Genomic DNA, 20,822 nt, shown 5'->3' with positions numbered 1-20,822 from the left:
GAAGAGGGGCGCTAAGCGGGGGATCTTTACGTTGCCTTACGTTTAACGCATCGCCTGTCCGACGGACAGGCGATGCGCATCACAGTATGAGAATTACTGACGGAACGGATTGCTGCCGCTGCTCTGGGTGGTCCGTGCGGACGCCGGCTTCACCGCCGCGGTAGTGTTGCCGTAGCCATCAGCGGTGGCATCCTGTTGCGGATTTTCCGGCGCGACGCTATCTGCGGAGGTGGAGATGGGTTTACCCAGCGTGTTGTTCAGGGCGACCAGATCCTGCTCGTTCAGGGTACCTAACGCCGACTTAATGTTCAGCTCGTTGATCAGGTAGTTGTAGCGCGCATTCGAGAGCTGCTGCTTAGCGTTATACAGCGTAGTGGTGGCGTCGAGGACGTCAACGATAGTACGCGTACCCACCGAGTAGCCAGCTTCCATGGCATCCAGGGAGCTTTGCGCAGAGACCACCGCCTGTTTGTAGGCGTTGATGCTGCTGATGGAGGCATTCACGTTGTTAAACGATGAACGCACAGTCTGCACGACGCTGCGGTGGGCGCTTTCCAGCTGCTCGCTGGCGCCAACGAAGTTGTATTGTGCCTGCTTGACCTGCGAGGTCACCGCGCCGCCCTGATACAGTGGCAGAGAGAAGTTCAGGCCGATTTGGTTCTGCCCGTTATCACTGTCGTTGTAGGCGAGCGGGGTATTGGTTTTCGAACCGTTGTAACGCGTATTCGAGACCCCGGTAGAGGCGGAAAGGTTCAGGGTCGGCAAATGGCCGTCCTGCGCCTGACGAATCTGCTCGCGGGCCAGGTCCTGGCTCAGACGCGCCTGCAGCAGTGACAGGTTGCGGTTCTCCGCTTCCTTCAGCAGGGCGTTGACCGCCTGCGGCTTGTTGGTTTTGAAGCCGTTCACGTTCAGGGAGGCCAGCTCCGGATAGTAATTACCGGTGACTTGACGCAGTCCTTCGACGGCGTTGTCGAGATCGTTACGCGCGGTGACTTCGTTCGCCAGCACGGCATCGTATTGTGAACGGGCGTTCTGTACGTCGGTGATCGCCACCAGGCCTACGTTAAAGCGCTGCGTGGTTTGATCCAACTGGCGGTAAATAGCCTGTTTCTGCGCTTCGGTATAGGAGAGCGTGTCGATGGCGGCCAGCACTTTAAAATAGGCCGTCGCGGTATTCAGAATCAGTGTTTGCTGATCGGTCTGATACGTGACATCCTGAATCCCTGCCGTTTTTTCCTGCAGCGTCAGGGCGCGCCATTTCGACATATCAAACAGAACCTGCGTTAACTGCAGCGAACCGCTGGTGACGTTAGAGTTGACGCCGTTGCTGTCGCGATAGCCATTGGTATAGGTATAATCCGCTCCCAGCCCAAGCTGAGGCAGTAATGGACTGCGCGCTTCGTTGATCTTTTCGAACGCGGCGTCACGATCGGCTGCCGATTTACGCAGATCGGGGTTGCTGATGCGTGCCTGCTGGTAAACCTGAAGCAGGTTTTCCGCCTGGCTCATGGCGCTGAACCCGGTCAGGCTCAGGCCGATAAGAATGGGGAGCAATTTCTTCATTTGCATTCCTTGTTGTGAAGCATTTAGCGCTGGTCTAATTCTAAGAAAAATTCCGCTGATTGTATCGATTCTGCCGCCGTAAAAAGTTGGCGTTACGTGCCATCCGGCGGTAATTTGCACCAATCTAACATACGGGCCGTAAAACGGTAGCCAAACGGTTTGGAAATCCCTAATTTCAGATTCGCAGGACATGACAATGAGCAAACCCACGCAGCAGGGAATTACCTTCTCCAAAAATGATGTAGAAATTATTGCACGCGAAACGCTATATCGTGGTTTTTTTTCGCTCGATTTATACCGTTTTCGCCACCGCCTGTTTAACGGCGGCATGAGTGGCGAAATCACCCGTGAAATTTTTGAGCGCGGGCACGCCGCCGTCTTGCTACCCTTTGACCCGGTGCGCGACGAAGTGGTGCTGGTCGAACAAATCCGTATCGCCGCCTATGATACCAGCGAGAGCCCGTGGCTGCTGGAGATGGTCGCCGGCATGATTGAAGCGGGTGAAACGGTGGAAGATGTTGCCCGTCGGGAAGCGCTGGAGGAGGCCGGGCTTGAAGTTGGGCGGACGAAACCAATATTAAGCTATCTGGCCAGTCCCGGCGGCACCAGCGAACGGTTATCGATCCTGGTGGGAGAAGTTGATGCATCGACGGCAAAAGGCATTCACGGCCTGGCCGAGGAAAACGAGGATATTCGGGTGCATGTGGTGAGTCGGGAGCAGGCTTACCAGTGGGTAGAAGAGGGGAAAATCGACAACGCAGCCTCTGTCATCGCCTTGCAATGGCTGCAATTGCATTATCACAATTTACGAAATGAGTGGACAAAATGAAGCGTTATACACCTGACTTCCCTGAGATGATGCGCCTGTGCGAGACCAACTTCGCGCAGTTGCGCCGCCTGTTGCCGCGAACGGATGCAGCGGGTGAGAAGGTAAGCTATCAGGTGGGAAGCGCGCAGTATCGGTTAACGATAGTTGAATCGACCCGCTACACTACTCTGGTGGCAATAGAGCAGACTCTGCCTGCAGTGAGCTACTGGAGCCTGCCATCGATGACCGTCCGCCTCTACCATGACGCCATGGTGGCCGAAGTGTGTTCGAGTCAGCAGATCTTTCGCTTCAAAGCGCGATATGATTATCCTAATAAAAAGTTGCATCAACGCGACGAAAAGCATCAAATTAACCAGTTTTTGGCCGACTGGCTGCGTTACTGTTTAGCACATGGAGCGATGGCGATTCCGGTTTGTTAGCGTCGTTAAACCTAAGGACACCATTTGGAAAGCCTGTTAAACCTACCTCTGGCTGGTGAGGCCAGAGTCAGGATATTACAAATTACTGATACTCACCTGTTTGCTGAAAAGCATGAAACGTTGTTAGGCATCAATACCTGGGATAGCTATCAGGCCGTACTGTCGGCCATTCATGCCTCACAGCGTCCATGCGATCTGATTGTCGCAACAGGCGATCTGGCGCAGGACCACTCCTCCGCGGCCTATCAGCATTTTGCTGAGGGCATCGCGAGTTTTGCTGCACCCTGCGTCTGGCTACCGGGCAACCATGATTTCCAGCCGGCGATGTACAGCACCCTGCAGGAGGCGGGCATTTCCCCTGCCAAGCGCGTGTTTCTCGGCGATCGCTGGCAGATCCTGCTGCTCGACAGCCAGGTGTTTGGCGTTCCCCATGGCGAGCTGAGCGACTTCCAGCTGGAGTGGCTCGAACATAAGCTGGCGGAGGCGCCGGAGCGCTATACCTTACTCCTGCTGCACCATCATCCGCTGCCGGCCGGCTGCAGCTGGCTGGATCAGCATAGTCTGCGCAATGCCGGCGCGCTGGACAGCGCGTTGAGCGCCTGGCCGCGGGTGAAGCATCTTTTGTGCGGCCATATTCATCAGGAACTGGATCTCGACTGGAATGGCCGGCGCATGATGGCGACGCCGTCGACCTGCGTCCAGTTTAAACCGCACTGTGCCAATTTCACTCTGGATACGGTGTCACCGGGCTGGCGCTGGCTGGAGCTTCACCCTGACGGGACGCTGACCACCGAAGTGTGCCGCCTGGAAGGCGCCGCGTTTCATCCGGATATTGCTTCAGAAGGCTACTGATGGCGACGCTCCTTTATCTGCATGGCTTTAACAGCTCTCCGCGCTCGGCGAAGGCGACGGCGTTAAAGACCTGGCTGGCGCAGCACTATCCTGAGATCACCATGGTGGTGCCGGAGTTGCCGCCTTACCCGGCGGAAACGGCGGAGCTGTTGGAGTCCATCGTGCTGGAGCACGGAGGCGAGCCGCTGGGGGTCGTAGGGTCGTCGCTGGGCGGCTACTACGCGACCTGGCTTTCGCAGTGCTTTATGCTGCCGGCGGTGGTGGTTAACCCGGCGGTGCGGCCGTTTGAACTACTAAACAATTTTCTCGGCCACAATGAGAATCCATACACCGGGCAGCAATATGTGCTAGAGTCTCGCCATATTTACGATCTCAAAGTCATGCAAATCGACCCGCTCGAAGCGCCGGATTTACTCTGGCTGCTGCAGCAGACCGGGGATGAAGTGCTTGATTACCGCCAGGCCGTTCATTACTACGCCTCTTGCCGGCAGACGGTAGAGGAGGGCGGTAATCACGCATTTGTCGGCTTTGACGATCATTTCACTCAGATTATCGAATTTCTCGGCCTGCGCTAAACGGCCCTGAACGACCTACGAATACACACCATGACGCAATCTTCATATAATGCTGATGCCATTGAGGTACTCACCGGGCTAGAGCCGGTGCGCCGCCGTCCGGGCATGTATACCGACACCACTCGTCCTAACCATCTTGGTCAGGAAGTTATTGATAACAGTGTGGATGAAGCGCTGGCAGGCCACGCCAAACGCGTGGAAGTTATCCTTCATGCCGACCAGTCCCTGGAGGTCATTGACGATGGTCGTGGGATGCCGGTCGACATCCACCCGGAAGAGGGCGTGCCAGCGGTTGAGCTGATCCTCTGCCGGCTGCATGCGGGCGGTAAGTTTTCCAATAAAAACTATCAGTTTTCCGGCGGCCTGCACGGGGTGGGGATCTCGGTAGTCAACGCCCTGTCAAAACGCGTGGAGGTCAACGTGCGTCGCGACGGTCAGGTCTACAGCATCGCCTTTGAAAATGGTGAAAAAGTGGAAGACCTGCACGTCACCGGCACCTGCGGCAAACGCAATACCGGGACCAGCGTCCATTTCTGGCCGGACGAAAGCTTCTTCGACAGCCCGCGCTTTTCCGTTTCACGTCTGACCCACCTGTTAAAAGCGAAAGCGGTGCTGTGCCCGGGCGTGGAAATTGTTTTCCGCGACCAGGTGAACAACAGCGAGCAGAGCTGGTGCTATGCCGATGGCCTGAACGATTACCTGAGCGAAGCGGTGAACGGCCTGCCGCTGCTGCCGGAAAAACCATTCGTCGGCGCCTTCTCCGGCGAGACGGAGGCGGTGGACTGGGCGCTGCTGTGGCTGCCGGAAGGCGGCGAACTGCTGACCGAGAGCTACGTGAACCTGATCCCGACTATGCAGGGCGGGACGCACGTTAACGGTCTGCGTCAGGGGCTGCTCGACGCGATGCGTGAGTTCTGCGAGTACCGTAATATCCTGCCGCGCGGCGTGAAGCTGTCAGCGGAAGATATCTGGGATCGCTGCGCGTACGTGCTGTCGGTGAAGATGCAGGATCCGCAGTTCGCCGGGCAAACCAAAGAGCGCCTGTCGTCGCGCCAGTGCGCGGCGTTCGTCTCCGGCGTGGTGAAGGACGCCTTCAGCCTGTGGCTGAATCAGAACGTGCAGGCCGCGGAGCTGCTGGCGGAGATGGCCATCTCCAGCGCCCAGCGCCGTCTGCGCGCGGCCAAAAAAGTGGTGCGCAAAAAGCTGACCAGCGGTCCGGCGCTGCCGGGTAAGCTAGCGGACTGTACCGCCCAGGATCTGAACCGTACCGAGCTGTTCCTCGTCGAAGGGGATTCGGCGGGCGGCTCAGCCAAGCAGGCGCGCGATCGCGAATATCAGGCGATCATGCCGCTGAAGGGCAAGATCCTTAATACCTGGGAAGTCTCTTCCGATGAAGTGTTAGCTTCGCAAGAAGTGCACGACATTTCGGTGGCGATTGGTATTGACCCGGATAGCGATGATTTAAGCCAGCTGCGCTACGGTAAAATTTGTATTCTGGCGGATGCGGACTCCGATGGTCTGCACATTGCCACCCTGCTGTGCGCGCTGTTCGTAAGACATTTCCGTACCCTCGTGAAAGAGGGGCACGTCTATGTGGCGCTACCGCCGCTGTACCGTATCGACCTCGGTAAAGAGGTTTACTACGCGCTGACGGAAGAAGAAAAAACCGGCGTGCTGGAGCAGCTAAAGCGCAAGAAGGGCAAGCCAAACGTCCAGCGCTTTAAAGGGCTCGGTGAGATGAACCCGATGCAGCTGCGCGAAACCACCCTTGACCCGAATACCCGCCGCCTGGTGCAGCTGGTGATAAGCGATGAGGACGAGCAGCAGACCACGGCGATAATGGATATGCTGCTGGCCAAAAAGCGTTCGGAAGATCGTCGCAACTGGCTGCAGGAGAAGGGCGATATGGCGGATCTGGAAGTGTAAGTCTGTACGCTGCGCCAGACGTAAAAGGGAGCCTCAGGCTCCCTTTTTCATGGCATTACTGAGTCGGCGGACTTAAACGCCAGCCTGCAGAATACGGATGCTGGTCTCCAGCACATCGCCTTTGACCGCTTCCGACCAGGCTTTCATGTGCGGGGTTTGCAGGTGTGCTTCAAGATGCGCGACGCTTTCCCACTGCTCGACCATGACGATAGAGTCGGGCGCTGTGGTCTGGAAGCTGACGCCGGCGGCATGATCCACCAGCGGGGCATAGCCGTGGCAGCCGGCCTCCTGCAAAACGGTCGGAATAATTTTCGCGAACTGATCGAGAACCGCCTGGCGGTGGTGCTGGCCCGGGCGGGTACGGATTTCTGCAATCACTGTTAACATGGTTAACTCAACTCCTTCTGTGTGGATCTCGTCATACTCCAGGTTCGAATAACTCGAAATATGTAGAGCTAGACCTCTAGTTAACCAAAAATTTCCGCCAGATGCTTGCGATATTCTGCGATATACCGTGGGACATCAGGCATTTTAATCACGTCGTTGGCGATAAAGGTTGGCAATGCCTCCATGCCGAGGAACTGATTGGCTTTATGGAACGGCAGGTAAACGCCGTCAACGCCGACGCCGTGGAAGAACTGGTCTTTGTCGGTGAAGGCTTCCATCGGCGCGTTCCAGGTCAGAGAAAGCATATATTTTTTCCCCTGCACCAGGCCGCCTGAGCCATATTTTTTGCTGGCGTCGGAGCGGGTACGGCCATCGCTGGCGTACAGCGAGCCGTGGCCTTCGGTAAAGACGTCATCCATATATTTTTTCACCGTCCACGGAGCGCCCATCCACCAGCCCGGCATCTGCCAGATCACCACATCGGCCCACAGGAAATTCTGTACTTCTTCTTTTACGTCGTACTCGCTTTCGGCGCGAACGCTTTTAACATCGTGCCCGGCGTCGCGCAGATAACTCTCCGCGACCTCGGTCAGGGTGTCGTTCAGTTGACCATTAGAGTGCGCGAACTTTTTCGCCCCATTGATAATCAGGATGTTGCTCATTTTTTACCCTCATATATGAAAATTTGCCGACGATCTTACCCCGCGAAGCGGGGCAGTAAAATGAGCAAAATGTGCAAAGTCTTTTGCCAAATGAGCAATAATCTCGCTACCAGTACACGCGGGCCTCGAAGCCGCCGTCGCGCGCGTTGGCAAAATCAACCTGCATGCCGTGCAGCGAGGCGATGCGCCGGACGATCGACAAGCCCAGGCCGCTGCCCGGCGCCTCCTGCCCCGGCGGGCGATAAAAACGCTCGCCAATGCGCGAGAGCGCCTGCGGGTTAATGCCTGGGCCGTTATCGCGCACCCGGAACTCGCGGGCGTTGAGCGTGATATCGACCTGGCTGCCGCACGGGCTATATCGTACGGCGTTATCCAGCAGATTGCGCACCAGCAGACTGAGCAGCAGCGGCTGGCCGGTGCGGACGATATGGCTGGCATTAAGATGCAGGCGCAGCTCAATCCCGGACTGCTGCGCCGGGTGATACATCTCCATCACTGCCGACTGCAGCAGATCGGCGATAGCGACCTGCTGCACATCATCCAGTTGGGCGAGCGAGTCCAGCCGCGACAGCGTCAGCAGCTGATCCACCAGTCGGGTGGCGCGATCGATCCCCTGGTGGAGCTGATCCAACGCTTTCTCACGCCCTTCGGGATCGTCCAGGGAGAGTTGGGCGACTTCGGTCTGCACCTTCAGCGCCGCCAGCGGGCTGCGTAGCTCATGGGCGGCATCAGAGGTAAACCGACGCTCGCGCAGCATGGCGTCGTGAGTGCGTCGGAACAGCTGATTCAGCGCTTCGACCAGCGGGCGAACTTCGGCGGGGATCTTCTCCACGCTGAGCGAATCCGCCGAGTCCGGCGCGCGCAGGCGCAGCGTGCGCGCCAGATTTTTCAATGGCGCCAGCTCGCGGCTTAACAGCACGATGAGCAGCACGAACATCAGCGGCAGGGCAACCATCCACGGGGTGAGCTGCGAGGTCACGATATCCATCGCCATTTCGCGCCGGTAATCCCACTCCTGGCCGACGGCGATGCGGTAGCGGCCGTCGGCGGTGGTTAACCACAGGAAACGCCACTCGTCATCGTCGTCACGCAGATAGCCATCGCTGAATCCCTCGCGCTGCGAATTCCACTGAATATCCTCTCCGTTCTCGCCGTCATTAAGCACCATTTTGCCGTCGCGGGTGAAGATGGCGAACGCCAGCGCGTCGTCGTCGATGTGCCCGTGGCGTACCTTTTTCTTTTCCCCGAGCAAGGCGGGCGGGGCGCGCAGTTCATCGAAATGCATGACGCTCAGGCGGCGAGCGAACAGCAGCTGCTGGGTATCGAACAGCTTATCCAGCTTTTTGCTGGTCTGCTGCCAGGCGATAACGCTGGCCATTCCCCAGGCGGCGGTGGTCAGTACGGCAAACAGCAGCGTCAGGCGCAGGCGCAGGCTCAGGCGGGCAAGTCGTTTCATGCGTCACCCAGGGTATAGCCGATGCCGTGGACGGTACGGATAAAGTCGCTGCCGAGCTTGCGGCGCAGATGATGGACGTGAACTTCCACGGCGTTGCTGGAGACCTCGTCGTCCCAGGTGTAGAGCTTTTCCTCGATAAGCTTACGCGGCAATACGCGCCCGGCGTTGCGCATAAGCAGTTCCAGCAGGGCGAACTCCTTCGGCTTCAGCGCCAGGCTTTCGCCGTCGAGGCTGGCGGTTAAGCGGTTCGGATCGAGGATCACCTTGCCGTGGCGCAGTTCGCTGCTGCTCTGGCCGTGCGCGCGGCGGATCAACGCTTCGAGGCGCGCTGCCACCTCAATCAGGGCGAAAGGTTTGCACAGGTAGTCATCGGCGCCCAGGCGCAGGCCCTCCACCCGCTGGCTGAGGGCATCGCGGGCGGTGAGGATCAGCACCGGCTCATGGCGGCCTTTATCGCGCCATTCGCGCAGAATATCGAGGCCATCGATGCCGGGTAGGGTGAGGTCAAGGATTGCGGCGTCGTAGGGGGCGCTGTATAAGGCATTTTTGCCCTCCAGCCCGGCGGTAAACCAGTCAATGCTAAAGCCCATTTTGCTCAGCCCGGCTTTGATGCCGTCGCCGATAAGCTTGTCATCTTCCACCAGTAATATGCGCATGTTTCCCTCCGACGATCCCGTTTCTTTGCGCAGTAAACCGCGTTGAAGCGGGTGATGTACAGCATTAAAATTTCTTTTTTCCGCTTAAGAAGTCGTTAAGTTTTGTCGGGCGTAATAGGAGCCATACCAACACAAAAGGGAGAATATAAGATGAAAAAAATTGCTGCGATGACCGCGATTATTGCTTTAGTTTCCATGCCGGTACTGGCCGCCGGGCAGGGAGGATTCACCGGACCGTCTACTACCACTACCACCCAGGCTGGCGGCTTCACCGGGCCGAGCGGCGCGGTGACCACCGTGGCGAACGCCAAGTCGCTGCGTGATGACACCTGGGTGACCCTGCGCGGTAAAATCGTCGAGCGCATCTCTGATGACCTGTATAAATTCCAGGATGCTTCCGGGGTGATCAATGTCGATATCGACCACAAGCGCTGGAACGGCGTGACCGTCGGCCCGCAGGACACAGTAGAAATTCAGGGGGAAGTCGATAAGGACTGGAACTCGGTAGAAATCGACGTTAAACAGATCCGTAAAATCGCGCCATAAGTCTCCGTCGGATAAGCGCAAGATCGGTCAGGAATCGCGATCCTCGCTCTGTCAGAGTATGTCGCGAGGAGGAGACGATGAACGATATTAAGGCCAGCCCGGCGTATGTCGGGCGCTTCCAGCGCGTCTGTAGGTACATTGCGCGCCATCTTGATGAGCCGCTGTCGCTGGAGACGCTGAGCGCGATAGCGCACAGTTCGCCTTACCATTTTCACCGGCAATTTAGCGCTTATACCGGCATTCCATTGTACCGGTATATTCAGTGGTTGCGTCTGCGACGCGCCTGTTGGCGCCTGGCGTTCAACCCCCGCGATAAAGTCATCGATATTGCCCTTGATGCCGGATTTCAGAATGCGGAGTCGTTCAGTCGTGCCTTCCGTACCGCGTTTGACCAAAGCCCGACCCAATTCCGTCAACAACCGGACTGGGCCGAGTGGCATCGACGCGTACCGAAACATACGCTACAGGAGCAAACGTCGATGGACGTCAACATTATTTCGTGCCCCTCCACCCGGATAGCCGTACTGCAACATCGCGGTAGCCCGGACCTTGTCAACGCCACCGCCGCGCGTTTTATCGCCTGGCGTAAGACGAGCGGACTATCGCCCGTCGCCACCAGCGATACCTGGGGGATCGCCTGGGACGATCCGCAGACCACCCCGCAGGAGGCATTTCGTTTTGATATCTGCGGTACGGTCGATCGGCCGGTTGGTGAAAACGCCTTTGGCGTGATTAACGGCGAAATCCCCGGCGGACGCTGCGCCGTCGTGCGCCATCACGGCTCGCTGGACACGCTGGCGAACAGCGTTTGGTTTCTCTATCGCGACTGGTTACCCGCTTCAGGCGAGACGTTACGGGATTTTCCGGTGTACTTCCGTTACCTCAATTTTGTCCATGAGGTGGCTGAGCATGAACTGCAAACCGATATTTATCTGCCGCTGGCCTGATTAAGCGTGACGGAATCCTCAGCCGATCTCACGGCCTGTGACTCAGGGCGTGAGATCGGGTATTATCGCGGGTAGTTTTGCCGTCCGAACGGTCGGTACCCAGATTGAGGATCCACGATTAATGAGCGATATGGCAGAGCGCCTTGCGCTGCATGAATTTACGGAAAATGCTTACCTGAACTACTCCATGTACGTGATCATGGACAGGGCATTACCGTTTATTGGCGATGGCTTAAAACCGGTCCAGCGTCGCATCGTCTATGCGATGTCCGAGCTGGGGCTGAACGCCAGCGCGAAATTCAAAAAGTCCGCCCGCACCGTCGGCGACGTGTTGGGTAAATATCACCCGCACGGCGACATCGCCTGCTATGAAGCGATGGTGCTGATGGCGCAGCCGTTCTCTTACCGCTATCCGCTGGTGGATGGTCAGGGAAACTGGGGGGCGCCGGACGATCCCAAATCTTTCGCCGCCATGCGTTACACCGAATCCCGCCTGTCGAAGTATGCCGAGCTGCTGCTCAGCGAGCTGGGGCAGGGGACGGTCGACTGGGTGCCAAACTTTGACGGCACGCTGCAGGAGCCGAAAATGCTGCCAGCGCGTCTGCCGAACATCCTGCTGAACGGCACCACCGGCATCGCGGTAGGCATGGCGACCGATATTCCTCCGCACAACCTGCGGGAAGTGGCCAAAGCGGCGATTACGCTGATTGAGCAGCCGAAAACCACCCTCGACGAACTGCTGGATATCGTACAGGGGCCGGATTTCCCGACCGAGGCGGAGATCATCACCTCGCGGGCGGAAATTCGCAAAATCTACCAGAACGGGCGCGGCTCAGTGCGCATGCGTGCGGTGTGGAGTAAAGAGGACGGCGCGGTGGTGATCAGTGCGCTGCCGCATCAGGTCTCCGGCGCCAAAGTGCTGGAGCAGATTGCGGCGCAGATGCGCAATAAAAAGCTGCCGATGGTTGACGATCTGCGCGACGAATCGGACCACGAAAACCCGACCCGTCTGGTGATTGTCCCGCGCTCCAACCGGGTGGATATGGAACAGGTGATGAACCACCTGTTCGCCACCACCGATCTGGAGAAGAGCTACCGCATCAACCTCAATATGATCGGCCTTGACGGCCGCCCGGCGGTGAAAAACCTGCTGGAGATCCTCAGCGAGTGGCTGGTGTTCCGTCGCGATACCGTGCGTCGCCGTCTAAACCATCGGTTAGAGAAAGTGCTGAAGCGCCTGCATATCCTCGAAGGTTTGCTGGTGGCGTTTCTTAATATCGATGAAGTGATTGAGATCATCCGCACTGAAGATGAACCGAAGCCGGCCCTGATGTCGCGCTTTGGCATCAGCGAAACCCAGGCGGAAGCGATTCTGGAATTAAAACTGCGCCACCTCGCCAAACTGGAAGAGATGAAGATCCGCGGCGAGCAGAGCGAGCTGGAAAAAGAGCGCGACCAGCTGCAGGCGATTCTGGCGTCTGAACGTAAGATGAACAACCTGCTGAAAAAAGAGCTGCAGGCCGATGCCGATGCCTTCGGCGACGACCGTCGCTCGCCGCTTCACGAGCGTGAAGAAGCGAAAGCGATGAGCGAGCATGACATGCTGCCGTCTGAGCCGGTGACTATCGTTCTGTCGCAGATGGGCTGGGTGCGCAGCGCCAAAGGACACGACATTGACGCCCAGGGCTTGAGCTATAAGGCGGGCGACAGCTGGAAAGCCTCGGCGAAGGGCAAGAGCAACCAGCCGGTGGTGTTTATCGATACCACCGGACGCAGCTATGCCATCGATCCGATTACTCTGCCTTCCGCGCGTGGCCAGGGTGAACCGCTTACCGGCAAACTGACCCTGCCGCCGGGCGCGACCGTGGAGCATATGCTAATGGAAAGCGACGATCAGAAACTGCTGATGGCTTCCGACGCGGGCTACGGTTTCGTCTGTACCTTCAACGATCTGGTGGCGCGCAACCGTGCCGGTAAAGCGCTAATCACCCTGCCTGACAACGCGCACGTGATGCCGCCGCTGGTGATTGAGGATGAGTCCGATATGCTGCTGGCCATCACCGCCGCCGGGCGGATGCTGATGTTCCCGGTCAGCGATCTGCCGCAGCTGTCGAAAGGCAAGGGCAACAAAATTATCAGCATTCCGGCGGCGGAAGCCGCAGCCGGCCAGGACGGTCTGGCACATCTGTTTGTTCTGCCGCCGCAGAGTACGCTGACCATTCACGTCGGCAAACGGAAGATCAAACTGCGTCCGGAAGAGCTGCAAAAAGTCACCGGCGAGCGCGGCCGCCGCGGTTCGCTGATGCGCGGGCTGCAGAAAATTGACCGCGTGGAAATTGACTCGCCGCGTCGTGCCGCGGCAGGCGATAGCGAAGAGTAAGCGCGTCTCCTCCCGTCTTTGACGGGAGGAGACGAAAAAATGCCGCAAAATCGTTGTTTATTCAGGCGTTGCGATTAACAATGTCCATCATCAGGGACCCAGGAAGAACGGTCCCGGCCTGCGCAGAACTTGTGAGCCTGCCTTCTGCCAGCAGCGAATAATTCTAAGCGGTTTGGGTTTTAGAGGTAGCTATGCTATTCATTTTTCGAGTAATTTTCGTGGTCATTTATTGCATCGTAGTGTGCGTACTTGGCTGTCTGTACTGCTTGTTCAGCCCACGTAATCCAAAACACGTTGCCACTTTCGGCCATCTGTTTGGCCGTTTATCTCCGGTATTTGGCCTCAAGGTAGAGCTACGCAAACCCGCCGACGCGGAAAGCTATGGCAACGCGATCTACATCGCTAACCACCAGAACAACTATGATATGGTGACGGCGTCGAATATCGTGCAGGCTCCGACGGTCACCGTAGGTAAAAAGAGCCTGCTATGGATCCCGTTCTTTGGCCAACTGTACTGGCTGACGGGCAATTTGCTGATTGACCGTAATAACCGAACCAAAGCGCACGGCACTATTGCCGAAGTCGTCAACGCTTTTAAAAAGCGTAAAATTTCGTTCTGGATGTTCCCGGAAGGGACCCGTAGCCGCGGCCGCGGCCTGCTGCCGTTTAAAACCGGGGCTTTTCACGCGGCTATTGCCGCTGGGGTGCCGATTATTCCGGTGTGTGTCTCGAATACATCGAATAAAATAAAGCTCAATCGCTGGAACAACGGTCTGGTGATTGTGGAAATGCTGCCGCCGGTAGATACCACTCAGTTTGGTAAAGACAACGTGCGCGCGCTGGCGACGCATTGCCGCGAGCTGATGGCCGCCAAAATCGCTGATCTGGACAACGAAGTGGCCGAGCGCGAAGCGGCTGGAAAGCAATAAGACAGGAAACGCCGCCAACGCGCGCGTATTGCTGGCGGGAAACGAATTCCCTTTTTCATTTGTCAGTATGTCATGGAGTTAATATGTCACTCAGTCGGCGTCAGTTTATTAAGGCTTCCGGCGTAGCGCTGTGCGCTGGCGCCGCGCCGCTGAAGGCCCATGCCGCCGGCCAGCAGCCTGCGCTGCCGGTTCCGCCGCTGCTGGAATCTCGTCGCGGCCAGCCGCTGTTTCTGACGCTGCAGCGTTCCCACTGGTCGTTTACCCCCGGCACCCGCGCCCCCGTCTGGGGGATCAATGGCCGCTATATGGGGCCGACGATCCGCGTCTGGAACGGAGACGACGTCAAGCTTATCTACAGCAACCGCCTGACGGAGAACGTGGCGATGACCATCCGCGGTCTGCAGGTGCCTGGCCCGCTGATTGGCGGCGCGGCGCGCATGATGTCGCCGAACGCCGACTGGGCGCCGGTGCTGCCTATCCGCCAGAGCGCGGCGACGCTGTGGTATCAGGCCAACACGCCGAACCGGATGGCGAAACAGGTTTACAACGGTCTGGCGGGCATGTGGCTGGTGGAAGACGAGGTCAGCAAGAACCTGCCGATCCCTAACCACTATGGCGTCGATGACTTCCCGGTGATTATTCAGGATAAACGGCTGGATAACTTCGGCACGCCGGAATATAGCGAACCGGGCAGCGGCGGCTTTGTGGGCGACACGCTGCTGGTTAACGGCGTGCAGAGCCCGTATGTTGAAGTGTCGCGCGGCTGGGTGCGCCTGCGCCTGCTGAACGCTTCCAACTCCCGGCGCTATCAGCTGCAGATGAGCGATGGCCGACTGCTGCATGTGATTTCCGGCGATCAGGGATTCTTGCCGGCGCCGGTTTCGCTCAAGCAGCTATCGCTGGCCCCGGGGGAGCGGCGTGAAATTCTGGTCGATATGACTAACGGCGATGAAGTATCCATTACCTGCGGCGAAGCGGCGAGCATCGTCGACCGTATCCGCGGTTTTTTTGAACCGTCAAGCATCCTGGTCTCCACGCTGGTGCTGACGCTGCGTCCGACCGGGCTGCTGCCGCTGGTGACCGACAGTCTGCCGGTGCGCCTGCTGCCGACCGAGCTGCTCTCCGGTACGCCGATCCGCAGCCGGGATATCACCCTTGGCGACGATCCGGGCATCAACGGCCAGCTGTGGGATCCGCAGCGTATCGATATCACGGCGCAGCAGGGGACCTGGGAGCGCTGGACGGTGCGCGCCGACCGCCCGCAGTCGTTCCATATTGAAGGGGTGATGTTCCAGATCCGTAATGTCAACGGCTCGTCTCCTTTCCCGGAAGATCGCGGCTGGAAGGACACCGTGTGGGTCGACGGGCAGGTTGAGCTGCTGGTCTATTACGCTCAACCGTCGTGGCCGCACTTCCCGTTCCAGTATCTGAGTCAGACGCTGGAGCTTGCCGATCGCGGCTCGATCGGCCAGATGCTGGTGAATCCCGCGCCGTAACCTCTTTGACCCTGGCCGGCGCACGGTCAGGGTTTGAGAAAATCCTCCTTCATTTCCACTATCATTCCGGCTTATAATCCACGCCCTTTTGGTTATTTTTTTATCATTTTCCCCGGAAGCAATATGAGCGCAATATCCCTGATCCAACCGGATCGTGACCTTTTTTCCTGGCCGCAATACTGGGCTGCCTGTTTTGGCCCTGCGCCTTTTTTACCGATGTCGCGTGAAGAGATGGATCAACTTGGCTGGGATAGCTGCGACATTATTCTGGTTACCGGCGACGCCTATGTCGACCACCCGAGCTTCGGGATGGCTATCTGCGGCCGCATGCTGGAAGCGCAGGGTTTCCGGGTTGGGATCATCTCCCAGCCTGACTGGAACAGCAAAGACGACTTTATGCGTCTGGGAAAACCGAACCTGTTCTTCGGCGTGACCGCCGGCAACATGGACTCAATGATCAACCGTTACACCGCCGACCGTAAACTACGTCATGACGATGCCTATACGGCGGGTAACGTGGCGGGCAAACGTCCGGACCGCGCTACCCTCGTCTATACCCAGCGCTGTAAAGAGGCGTGGAAAGATGTGCCGGTGATCCTCGGCGGCATCGAAGCCAGCCTGCGTCGTACCGCCCACTATGATTACTGGTCCGACACCGTGCGCCGCTCGGTGCTGGTGGACTCCAAGGCCGATATGCTAATGTTCGGCAACGGCGAGCGTCCGCTGGTGGAAGTGGCTCATCGCCTGGCGATGGGCGAAACCATCGACCAGATCCGCGATGTGCGCAATACCGCCATCATGGTGAAAGAGGCGCTGCCCGGCTGGAGCGGCGTGGACTCCACCCGTCTGGATACGCCCGGTAAAATTGACCCCATCCCGCATCCGTACGGTGAAGATCTGCCGTGCGCCGATAACAAACCGGTCGCGCCGAAAAAACAGGAAGCGAAAAGCATTACTGTGCAACCGCCGCGGCCCAAACCGTGGGAAAAAACCTATGTGCTGCTGCCTTCCTTCGAGAAGGTGAAAGGCGATAAGGTCCTGTACGCTCACGCCTCGCGCATTTTGCACCACGAAACCAACCCCGGCTGCGCCCGGGCGCTGATGCAAAAGCACGGCGAGCGCTACCTCTGGATCAACCCGCCGGCAATCCCGCTCTCCACCGAAGAGATGGACAGCGTCTTCGCGCTGCCGTACAAGCGGGTGCCGCATCCTTCCTATGGCGATGCGCGTATTCCGGCGTATGAGATGATCCGCTTCTCAATCAACATCATGCGCGGCTGCTTCGGCGGCTGTTCGTTCTGCTCGATCACCGAGCACGAAGGACGCATAATCCAGAGCCGTTCTGAGGATTCGATCATTAATGAGATCGAAGCCATTCGCGACACCGTGCCCGGCTTTACCGGGGTGATCTCCGATCTCGGCGGGCCAACGGCCAACATGTATATGCTGCGCTGTAAATCGCCGCGCGCTGAGCAGACCTGCCGCCGTCTCTCCTGCGTCTATCCGGATATTTGCCCGCACATGGATACCAACCATGAGCCGACGATCAATCTTTATCGCCGCGCTCGCGAACTGAAGGGCATCAAGAAGATCCTTATCGCCTCCGGGGTACGCTATGACATCGCGGTCGAAGATCCGCGCTATATCAAAGAGCTGGCGACCCACCACGTCGGCGGCTATCTGAAGATCGCCCCGGAGCATACCGAAGAGGGACCGCTGTCGAAGATGATGAAGCCGGGAATGGGCAGCTACGACCGCTTTAAAGAGCTGTTCGACACCTATTCGAAGCAGGCGGGTAAAGAGCAGTATCTGATCCCGTACTTTATCTCCGCTCATCCGGGGACCCGTGATGAAGATATGGTGAACCTGGCGCTGTGGCTGAAGAAGCATCGCTTCCGTCTCGACCAGGTGCAGAACTTCTATCCGTCGCCGCTGGCGAACTCGACCACCATGTATTACACCGGCAAGAACCCGCTGGGTAAAATTGGTTATAAGAGCGAAGAGGTGGTGGTGCCGAAGGGCGATAAACAGCGCCGTCTGCACAAAGCGCTGCTCCGCTACCACGATCCGGCAAACTGGCCGCTGATCCGTCAGGCGCTGGAGGCGATGGGCAAGAAGCACCTGATTGGCTCCCGTCGCGACTGCCTGGTGCCAGCGCCAACCCTGGACGAAATGCGTGAAGCGCGTCGCCAGAACCGCCATACTCGTCCGGCGCTGACCAAGCACACGCCGATCGCCCATCAGCGCCAGACGCCTGCCGCTGCGGGCGCGAAAAACGCGTTAAGCCGAAGGCCGTATCACGCTAAGCGGCTGGCCCGGCGGGATCGCTCGCCGGGAACATCTGTGAAAAAAGGAGAGAGGTGATGACGCCGGTCATCCTGTCGCGACAACAACTGGACCAGCTCTGGGAGATAGACCGCAGCGAAATTATCGATACGCTCTACCGTCTCGATAACGGTCAGCTGCGGGCTTATCGGGAATATTATGACGTGCGTGGCTGGGACCCTCACGATCGTCAGGTTTATACTCCGATTCACGAGGCCTGTTACGATCGCGGCGGTATTTTTTTCGCCTTTTTTGACGATGAGCAGATGATTGCCGCAGCGGCGCTGGATACGCTGCCTCGCGGCATGAATGGCGAGCTGCGCCAGCTATTATTCTTTTATGTCGGGGCGGGAAAGCGCGGCCAGGGCTGGGGGCGGCGACTGTTTCAGTATGCCCTGCACCAGCTGCCAGAAATGGGGGCGTCCGGCCTCTATATCTCGTCGATCCCCAACAAAAACACCGTCGATTTTTATCTGGCTCAGGGATGTCGCTTAGCGGATAAGCCCGACCCGGCGCTGTTTGCGCTGGAGCCAGAGGATATTCATCTGGTCTGCCATCGCCTTTAACGCTGAGGCGCTAAAGGCGATGGCAAGAGAGAGCATTACCCGCCAAACTGATCCGGGTCAGGACCGAGACGTTTACCCTGGTCCAGCTTCGCGATCGCTCCCAGCTCATCTTTGTCGAGACGGAAGTCCCAGACGTCAAAGTTTTCCGCAATACGCGACGGCGTGACGGATTTCGGGATCACCACCAGACCGCTGTCGAGATGCCAGCGGATGACGATTTGCGCCGGCGTTTTGCCGTACTTATCGGCGAGCTGGTGGATGACTTTTTGATCGAAGACGCCTTCGCCGCCCTGGGCCAGCGGGCTCCAGGATTCGGTCTGGATCTTGTGGGTGGCGTTCCACGCGTGCAGCTGACGCTGCTGCATAAGTGGATGGAGTTCTATCTGATTGATCACCGGGGCGACGCCGGTTTCATCAATCAGCTTCTGCAGATGCGGTACCTGGAAATTACACACGCCAATGCTTTTGGTCAGCCCCTGCTGCTGCAGCTCGATCAACGCCTGCCAGGCCTCGACGTAATGGCCGATAGCCGGTACCGGCCAGTGGATTAAATAGAGATCCACATAGTCCAGCTTCAGTTTGCTGAGGCTCTCTTTCAGCGCCTCGTGCGGCCGTTTTTGATCGTCGTTCCACAGCTTAGTGGTGATGAAGAGCTCATCGCGGTTGACGCCAGCGCTGTGCAGCGCATTGCCGACGCCGGTCTCATTTTGGTACGCGGCGGCGGTGTCAAAAGAGCGATAACCGACTTCCAGCGCCTTATGAATGGCGGAGACGACTTCCTCGTTGCCAGCTTTCCACACGCCGAGACCCAGCTGCGGCATCAGGTTGCCGTCGTGCAGTTTTATAACGGTTGGATGTGTCATGCCTTCCTCCTGTTAATGAACTCGGCGAAGCAGGATCCGCCGAGGGGTAGCATTAAGTCTGGACGAAATAGCTAAAAACGGTAGTAAAAACACCTCTCCCCGGCGTTTGTTTAACGTAAGGAGAGGTGAATCAGGCGGGGAGCGCTTAGCGTGCAGCCTCGTAGATACGGCGGCTGACGTCCAGGGTGATATCCTGATGTTCGCCCAGTTTAGTCATGCCGTGCTCTTCCAGTTTCGCCAGCAGCGCCGGGATGGAGCTACCGTCGAGACCGTAATCGGAAAGGCGGGTCGGCACGCCCATCTGCTCGAAGAACTGACGCGTTGCGGCGATGGCGGCATCGATACGTTGGTCGTCAGAGCCTTCGGTAATATTCCACACGCGCTCGGCATACTGCAGCAGCTTCTCGCGCTTGGCATCGCGTTTCTCATTCCACAGCGCCGGCAGCACGATAGCCAGCGTCTGGGCGTGATCCAGGCCGTGCATCGCCGTCAGCTCGTGGCCGAGCATATGCGTCGCCCAGTCCTGTGGCACGCCTGCGCCGATCAGGCCGTTCAGCGCCTGCGTCGCCGCCCACATAATATTGGCGCGCACGTTATAGTTCTCCGGTTCCTGCAGGGCTTTCGGGCCATCCTCGATCAGGGTCAGGAGAATGCCTTCGGCGAAGCGGTCCTGGATTTTGCCGTCAACCGGGTAGGTCACGTACTGCTCGAGGGTATGGACGAAGGCGTCAACCACGCCGTTCGCGACCTGGCGCGGCGGCAGGGTATAGGTATAAACCGGATCGAGGATCGCGAACTGCGGCTGGACGTGCGAAGACATAAACGCGCGTTTGTCGCCGGTGGTTTTCCGCGATATGACCGCGCCTTTGTTGGATTCAGAACCGGTCGCCGGCAGAGTCAGTACCGAGCCCATTGGAATGGCGCTGGCAATTTTGCTGCCATAGGTTTCCAGAATTTCCCACGGATCGATATCCGCGTCGTAGTGGGCTGCTGCAGCGATAAACTTGGTGCCATCCAGCACCGAACCGCCGCCGACCGCCAGCAGGAAGGTCACTTTCTCTTCCCGGGCGAGTTTCACCGCATTCATCAGGGTTTCGTAAGACGGGTTCGGCTCGATGCCGCCAAATTCAAGGACATCCAGGCCATTCAGAGCGGTGAGGACCTGATCCAGGACGCCTGTTTTTTTGACGCTGCCGCCGCCGTAGGTGATCAGTACGCGGGCTTCCGCCGGGATCTGTTCACGCAGCTTTTCAATCGCGCCTTTGCCAAACAGAATGCGGGTTGGGGTATGCAGGTCGAAATTATTCATTGCTTAAGTCCTCCAAAGAGTAAAACCGTCGACAGGGACGATACCGCTGCCCGATGAAGGTTATTGTGGTCCTGGCGCCGTTGACCCTCAATGCACATTCCTGCCGATGTCTTGCCTATTTCTCCATATGGCTGGA

At 58.0% G+C, this 20,822-nt stretch carries 19 protein-coding genes; 12 read left to right on the top strand and 7 right to left on the bottom strand.

Annotated elements, in window-relative coordinates:
- Nucleotides 1-93: 93 nt before the first annotated feature.
- Nucleotides 94-1,563: an outer membrane channel protein gene (locus KPHS_45760; RefSeq protein YP_005228876.1), complete on the bottom strand. Its 1,470-nt coding sequence runs from the start codon at nt 1,561-1,563 to the stop codon at nt 94-96.
- A 196-nt stretch (nt 1,564-1,759) separates the two neighbouring features.
- Here KPHS_45760 and KPHS_45750 point away from each other — a divergent pair, with 196 nt between their 5' ends.
- From KPHS_45750 to KPHS_45710, 5 genes are read left to right on the top strand one after another with little or no spacing between them, the layout of a single operon-like run.
- A complete protein-coding gene (locus KPHS_45750; protein YP_005228875.1) occupies nt 1,760-2,392 on the top strand; it encodes an adenosine diphosphate sugar pyrophosphatase in 633 nt (210 codons plus the stop codon).
- Nucleotides 2,389-2,811, top strand: coding sequence for a DUF1249 family protein (locus KPHS_45740; RefSeq protein ID YP_005228874.1), 423 nt, complete (start codon nt 2,389-2,391; stop codon nt 2,809-2,811). Before KPHS_45750 ends, KPHS_45740 begins: the two co-directional genes overlap by 4 nt.
- Nucleotides 2,812-2,835: 24 nt before the next feature.
- Nucleotides 2,836-3,663: a cyclic 3',5'-adenosine monophosphate phosphodiesterase gene (locus tag KPHS_45730; protein YP_005228873.1), complete on the top strand. Its 828-nt coding sequence runs from the start codon at nt 2,836-2,838 to the stop codon at nt 3,661-3,663.
- Nucleotides 3,663-4,238 carry an esterase YqiA gene (locus KPHS_45720; protein YP_005228872.1) on the top strand — a complete coding sequence of 192 codons (576 nt, stop codon included), beginning with the start codon at nt 3,663-3,665 and terminating at the stop codon, nt 4,236-4,238. The genes KPHS_45730 and KPHS_45720 overlap by 1 nt, the downstream gene beginning before the upstream one ends.
- Before the next feature lie 30 nt (nt 4,239-4,268).
- The gene (locus tag KPHS_45710) at nt 4,269-6,164 is read left to right on the top strand and encodes a DNA topoisomerase IV subunit B (RefSeq protein ID YP_005228871.1); all 1,896 of its coding nucleotides are present in this window, start codon (nt 4,269-4,271) and stop codon (nt 6,162-6,164) included.
- A gap of 72 nt (nt 6,165-6,236) precedes the next feature.
- Here KPHS_45710 and KPHS_45700 read toward each other — a convergent pair whose 3' ends face one another.
- From KPHS_45700 to KPHS_45670, 4 genes are all read right to left on the bottom strand, one after another.
- Nucleotides 6,237-6,551 (bottom strand): antibiotic biosynthesis monooxygenase, encoded by a 315-nt coding sequence (locus tag KPHS_45700; RefSeq protein YP_005228870.1) that lies wholly within the window; start codon nt 6,549-6,551, stop codon nt 6,237-6,239.
- Nucleotides 6,552-6,631: 80 nt separating this feature from the next.
- On the bottom strand, nt 6,632-7,213 hold the full coding sequence (locus KPHS_45690; protein ID YP_005228869.1) for a modulator of drug activity B: 582 nt from the start codon (nt 7,211-7,213) through the stop codon (nt 6,632-6,634).
- A 106-nt stretch (nt 7,214-7,319) separates the two neighbouring features.
- On the bottom strand, nt 7,320-8,669 hold the full coding sequence (locus KPHS_45680) for an integral membrane sensor signal transduction histidine kinase (RefSeq protein YP_005228868.1): 1,350 nt from the start codon (nt 8,667-8,669) through the stop codon (nt 7,320-7,322).
- Complete coding sequence (locus KPHS_45670) at nt 8,666-9,325, bottom strand: putative 2-component transcriptional regulator (protein YP_005228867.1); 660 nt, start codon at nt 9,323-9,325, stop codon at nt 8,666-8,668. Before KPHS_45670 ends, KPHS_45680 begins: the two co-directional genes overlap by 4 nt.
- Nucleotides 9,326-9,475: 150 nt before the next feature.
- Between KPHS_45670 and KPHS_45660 the strand changes: the two genes are divergently transcribed.
- The 7 genes from KPHS_45660 to KPHS_45600 all read left to right on the top strand — a co-directional run bounded on the left by KPHS_45660 (nt 9,476) and on the right by KPHS_45600 (nt 18,514).
- Nucleotides 9,476-9,871, top strand: a complete 396-nt coding sequence (locus tag KPHS_45660; RefSeq protein ID YP_005228866.1) for a YgiW/YdeI family stress tolerance OB fold protein — start codon at nt 9,476-9,478, stop codon at nt 9,869-9,871.
- Between the two features lie 77 nt (nt 9,872-9,948).
- Nucleotides 9,949-10,818: an AraC family transcriptional regulator gene (locus tag KPHS_45650; RefSeq protein YP_005228865.1), complete on the top strand. Its 870-nt coding sequence runs from the start codon at nt 9,949-9,951 to the stop codon at nt 10,816-10,818.
- A 121-nt stretch (nt 10,819-10,939) separates the two neighbouring features.
- Nucleotides 10,940-13,198: a DNA topoisomerase IV subunit A gene (locus KPHS_45640; protein ID YP_005228864.1), complete on the top strand. Its 2,259-nt coding sequence runs from the start codon at nt 10,940-10,942 to the stop codon at nt 13,196-13,198.
- Between the two features lie 191 nt (nt 13,199-13,389).
- The gene (locus tag KPHS_45630; protein ID YP_005228863.1) at nt 13,390-14,127 is read left to right on the top strand and encodes a 1-acyl-sn-glycerol-3-phosphate acyltransferase; all 738 of its coding nucleotides are present in this window, start codon (nt 13,390-13,392) and stop codon (nt 14,125-14,127) included.
- 83 nt (nt 14,128-14,210) lie between these two features.
- Nucleotides 14,211-15,623, top strand: coding sequence for a repressor protein for FtsI (locus KPHS_45620; RefSeq protein YP_005228862.1), 1,413 nt, complete (start codon nt 14,211-14,213; stop codon nt 15,621-15,623).
- Nucleotides 15,624-15,656: 33 nt separating this feature from the next.
- Nucleotides 15,657-17,987: a radical SAM domain-containing protein gene (locus tag KPHS_45610; protein ID YP_005228861.1), complete on the top strand. Its 2,331-nt coding sequence runs from the start codon at nt 15,657-15,659 to the stop codon at nt 17,985-17,987.
- Nucleotides 17,987-18,514 carry a GNAT family N-acetyltransferase gene (locus KPHS_45600; RefSeq protein YP_005228860.1) on the top strand — a complete coding sequence of 176 codons (528 nt, stop codon included), beginning with the start codon at nt 17,987-17,989 and terminating at the stop codon, nt 18,512-18,514. Before KPHS_45610 ends, KPHS_45600 begins: the two co-directional genes overlap by 1 nt.
- Nucleotides 18,515-18,549: 35 nt before the next feature.
- Here the strand turns inward: KPHS_45600 and KPHS_45590 are convergent, their stop codons facing one another.
- Both KPHS_45590 and KPHS_45580 read right to left on the bottom strand, forming a co-directional pair.
- Entirely contained in the window at nt 18,550-19,377 is an 828-nt protein-coding gene (locus tag KPHS_45590; RefSeq protein ID YP_005228859.1) for a 2,5-diketo-D-gluconate reductase A, read from the bottom strand.
- 145 nt (nt 19,378-19,522) lie between these two features.
- Complete coding sequence (locus KPHS_45580; RefSeq protein ID YP_005228858.1) at nt 19,523-20,686, bottom strand: putative alcohol dehydrogenase; 1,164 nt, start codon at nt 20,684-20,686, stop codon at nt 19,523-19,525.
- Nucleotides 20,687-20,822: the final 136 nt, after the last annotated feature.

It is taken from the genome of Klebsiella pneumoniae subsp. pneumoniae HS11286, from assembly GCF_000240185.1.
Taxonomy (GTDB): Bacteria; Pseudomonadota; Gammaproteobacteria; order Enterobacterales; family Enterobacteriaceae; genus Klebsiella; species Klebsiella pneumoniae.
Note: the sequence above shows the minus strand (reverse complement) of the source record. Positions and strands in the feature narration are given on the sequence as shown.

Excerpts from the sequence above, each read along its gene's own strand:
- KPHS_45760 (YP_005228876.1), bottom strand. The coding sequence starts at position 1,563 with ATGAAGAAATTGCTCCCCATTCTTATCGGCCTGAGCCTGACCGGGTTC.
- KPHS_45750 (YP_005228875.1), top strand. The coding sequence starts at position 1,760 with ATGAGCAAACCCACGCAGCAGGGAATTACCTTCTCCAAAAATGATGTA.
- KPHS_45740 (YP_005228874.1), top strand. The coding sequence starts at position 2,389 with ATGAAGCGTTATACACCTGACTTCCCTGAGATGATGCGCCTGTGCGAG.
- KPHS_45720 (YP_005228872.1), top strand. The coding sequence starts at position 3,663 with ATGGCGACGCTCCTTTATCTGCATGGCTTTAACAGCTCTCCGCGCTCG.
- KPHS_45710 (YP_005228871.1), top strand. The coding sequence starts at position 4,269 with ATGACGCAATCTTCATATAATGCTGATGCCATTGAGGTACTCACCGGG.
- KPHS_45700 (YP_005228870.1), bottom strand. The coding sequence starts at position 6,551 with ATGTTAACAGTGATTGCAGAAATCCGTACCCGCCCGGGCCAGCACCAC.
- KPHS_45690 (YP_005228869.1), bottom strand. The coding sequence starts at position 7,213 with ATGAGCAACATCCTGATTATCAATGGGGCGAAAAAGTTCGCGCACTCT.
- KPHS_45680 (YP_005228868.1), bottom strand. The coding sequence starts at position 8,669 with ATGAAACGACTTGCCCGCCTGAGCCTGCGCCTGCGCCTGACGCTGCTG.
- KPHS_45670 (YP_005228867.1), bottom strand. The coding sequence starts at position 9,325 with ATGCGCATATTACTGGTGGAAGATGACAAGCTTATCGGCGACGGCATC.
- KPHS_45660 (YP_005228866.1), top strand. The coding sequence starts at position 9,476 with ATGAAAAAAATTGCTGCGATGACCGCGATTATTGCTTTAGTTTCCATG.
- KPHS_45650 (YP_005228865.1), top strand. The coding sequence starts at position 9,949 with ATGAACGATATTAAGGCCAGCCCGGCGTATGTCGGGCGCTTCCAGCGC.
- KPHS_45640 (YP_005228864.1), top strand. The coding sequence starts at position 10,940 with ATGAGCGATATGGCAGAGCGCCTTGCGCTGCATGAATTTACGGAAAAT.
- KPHS_45630 (YP_005228863.1), top strand. The coding sequence starts at position 13,390 with ATGCTATTCATTTTTCGAGTAATTTTCGTGGTCATTTATTGCATCGTA.
- KPHS_45620 (YP_005228862.1), top strand. The coding sequence starts at position 14,211 with ATGTCACTCAGTCGGCGTCAGTTTATTAAGGCTTCCGGCGTAGCGCTG.
- KPHS_45600 (YP_005228860.1), top strand. The coding sequence starts at position 17,987 with ATGACGCCGGTCATCCTGTCGCGACAACAACTGGACCAGCTCTGGGAG.
- KPHS_45590 (YP_005228859.1), bottom strand. The coding sequence starts at position 19,377 with ATGACACATCCAACCGTTATAAAACTGCACGACGGCAACCTGATGCCG.
- KPHS_45580 (YP_005228858.1), bottom strand. The coding sequence starts at position 20,686 with ATGAATAATTTCGACCTGCATACCCCAACCCGCATTCTGTTTGGCAAA.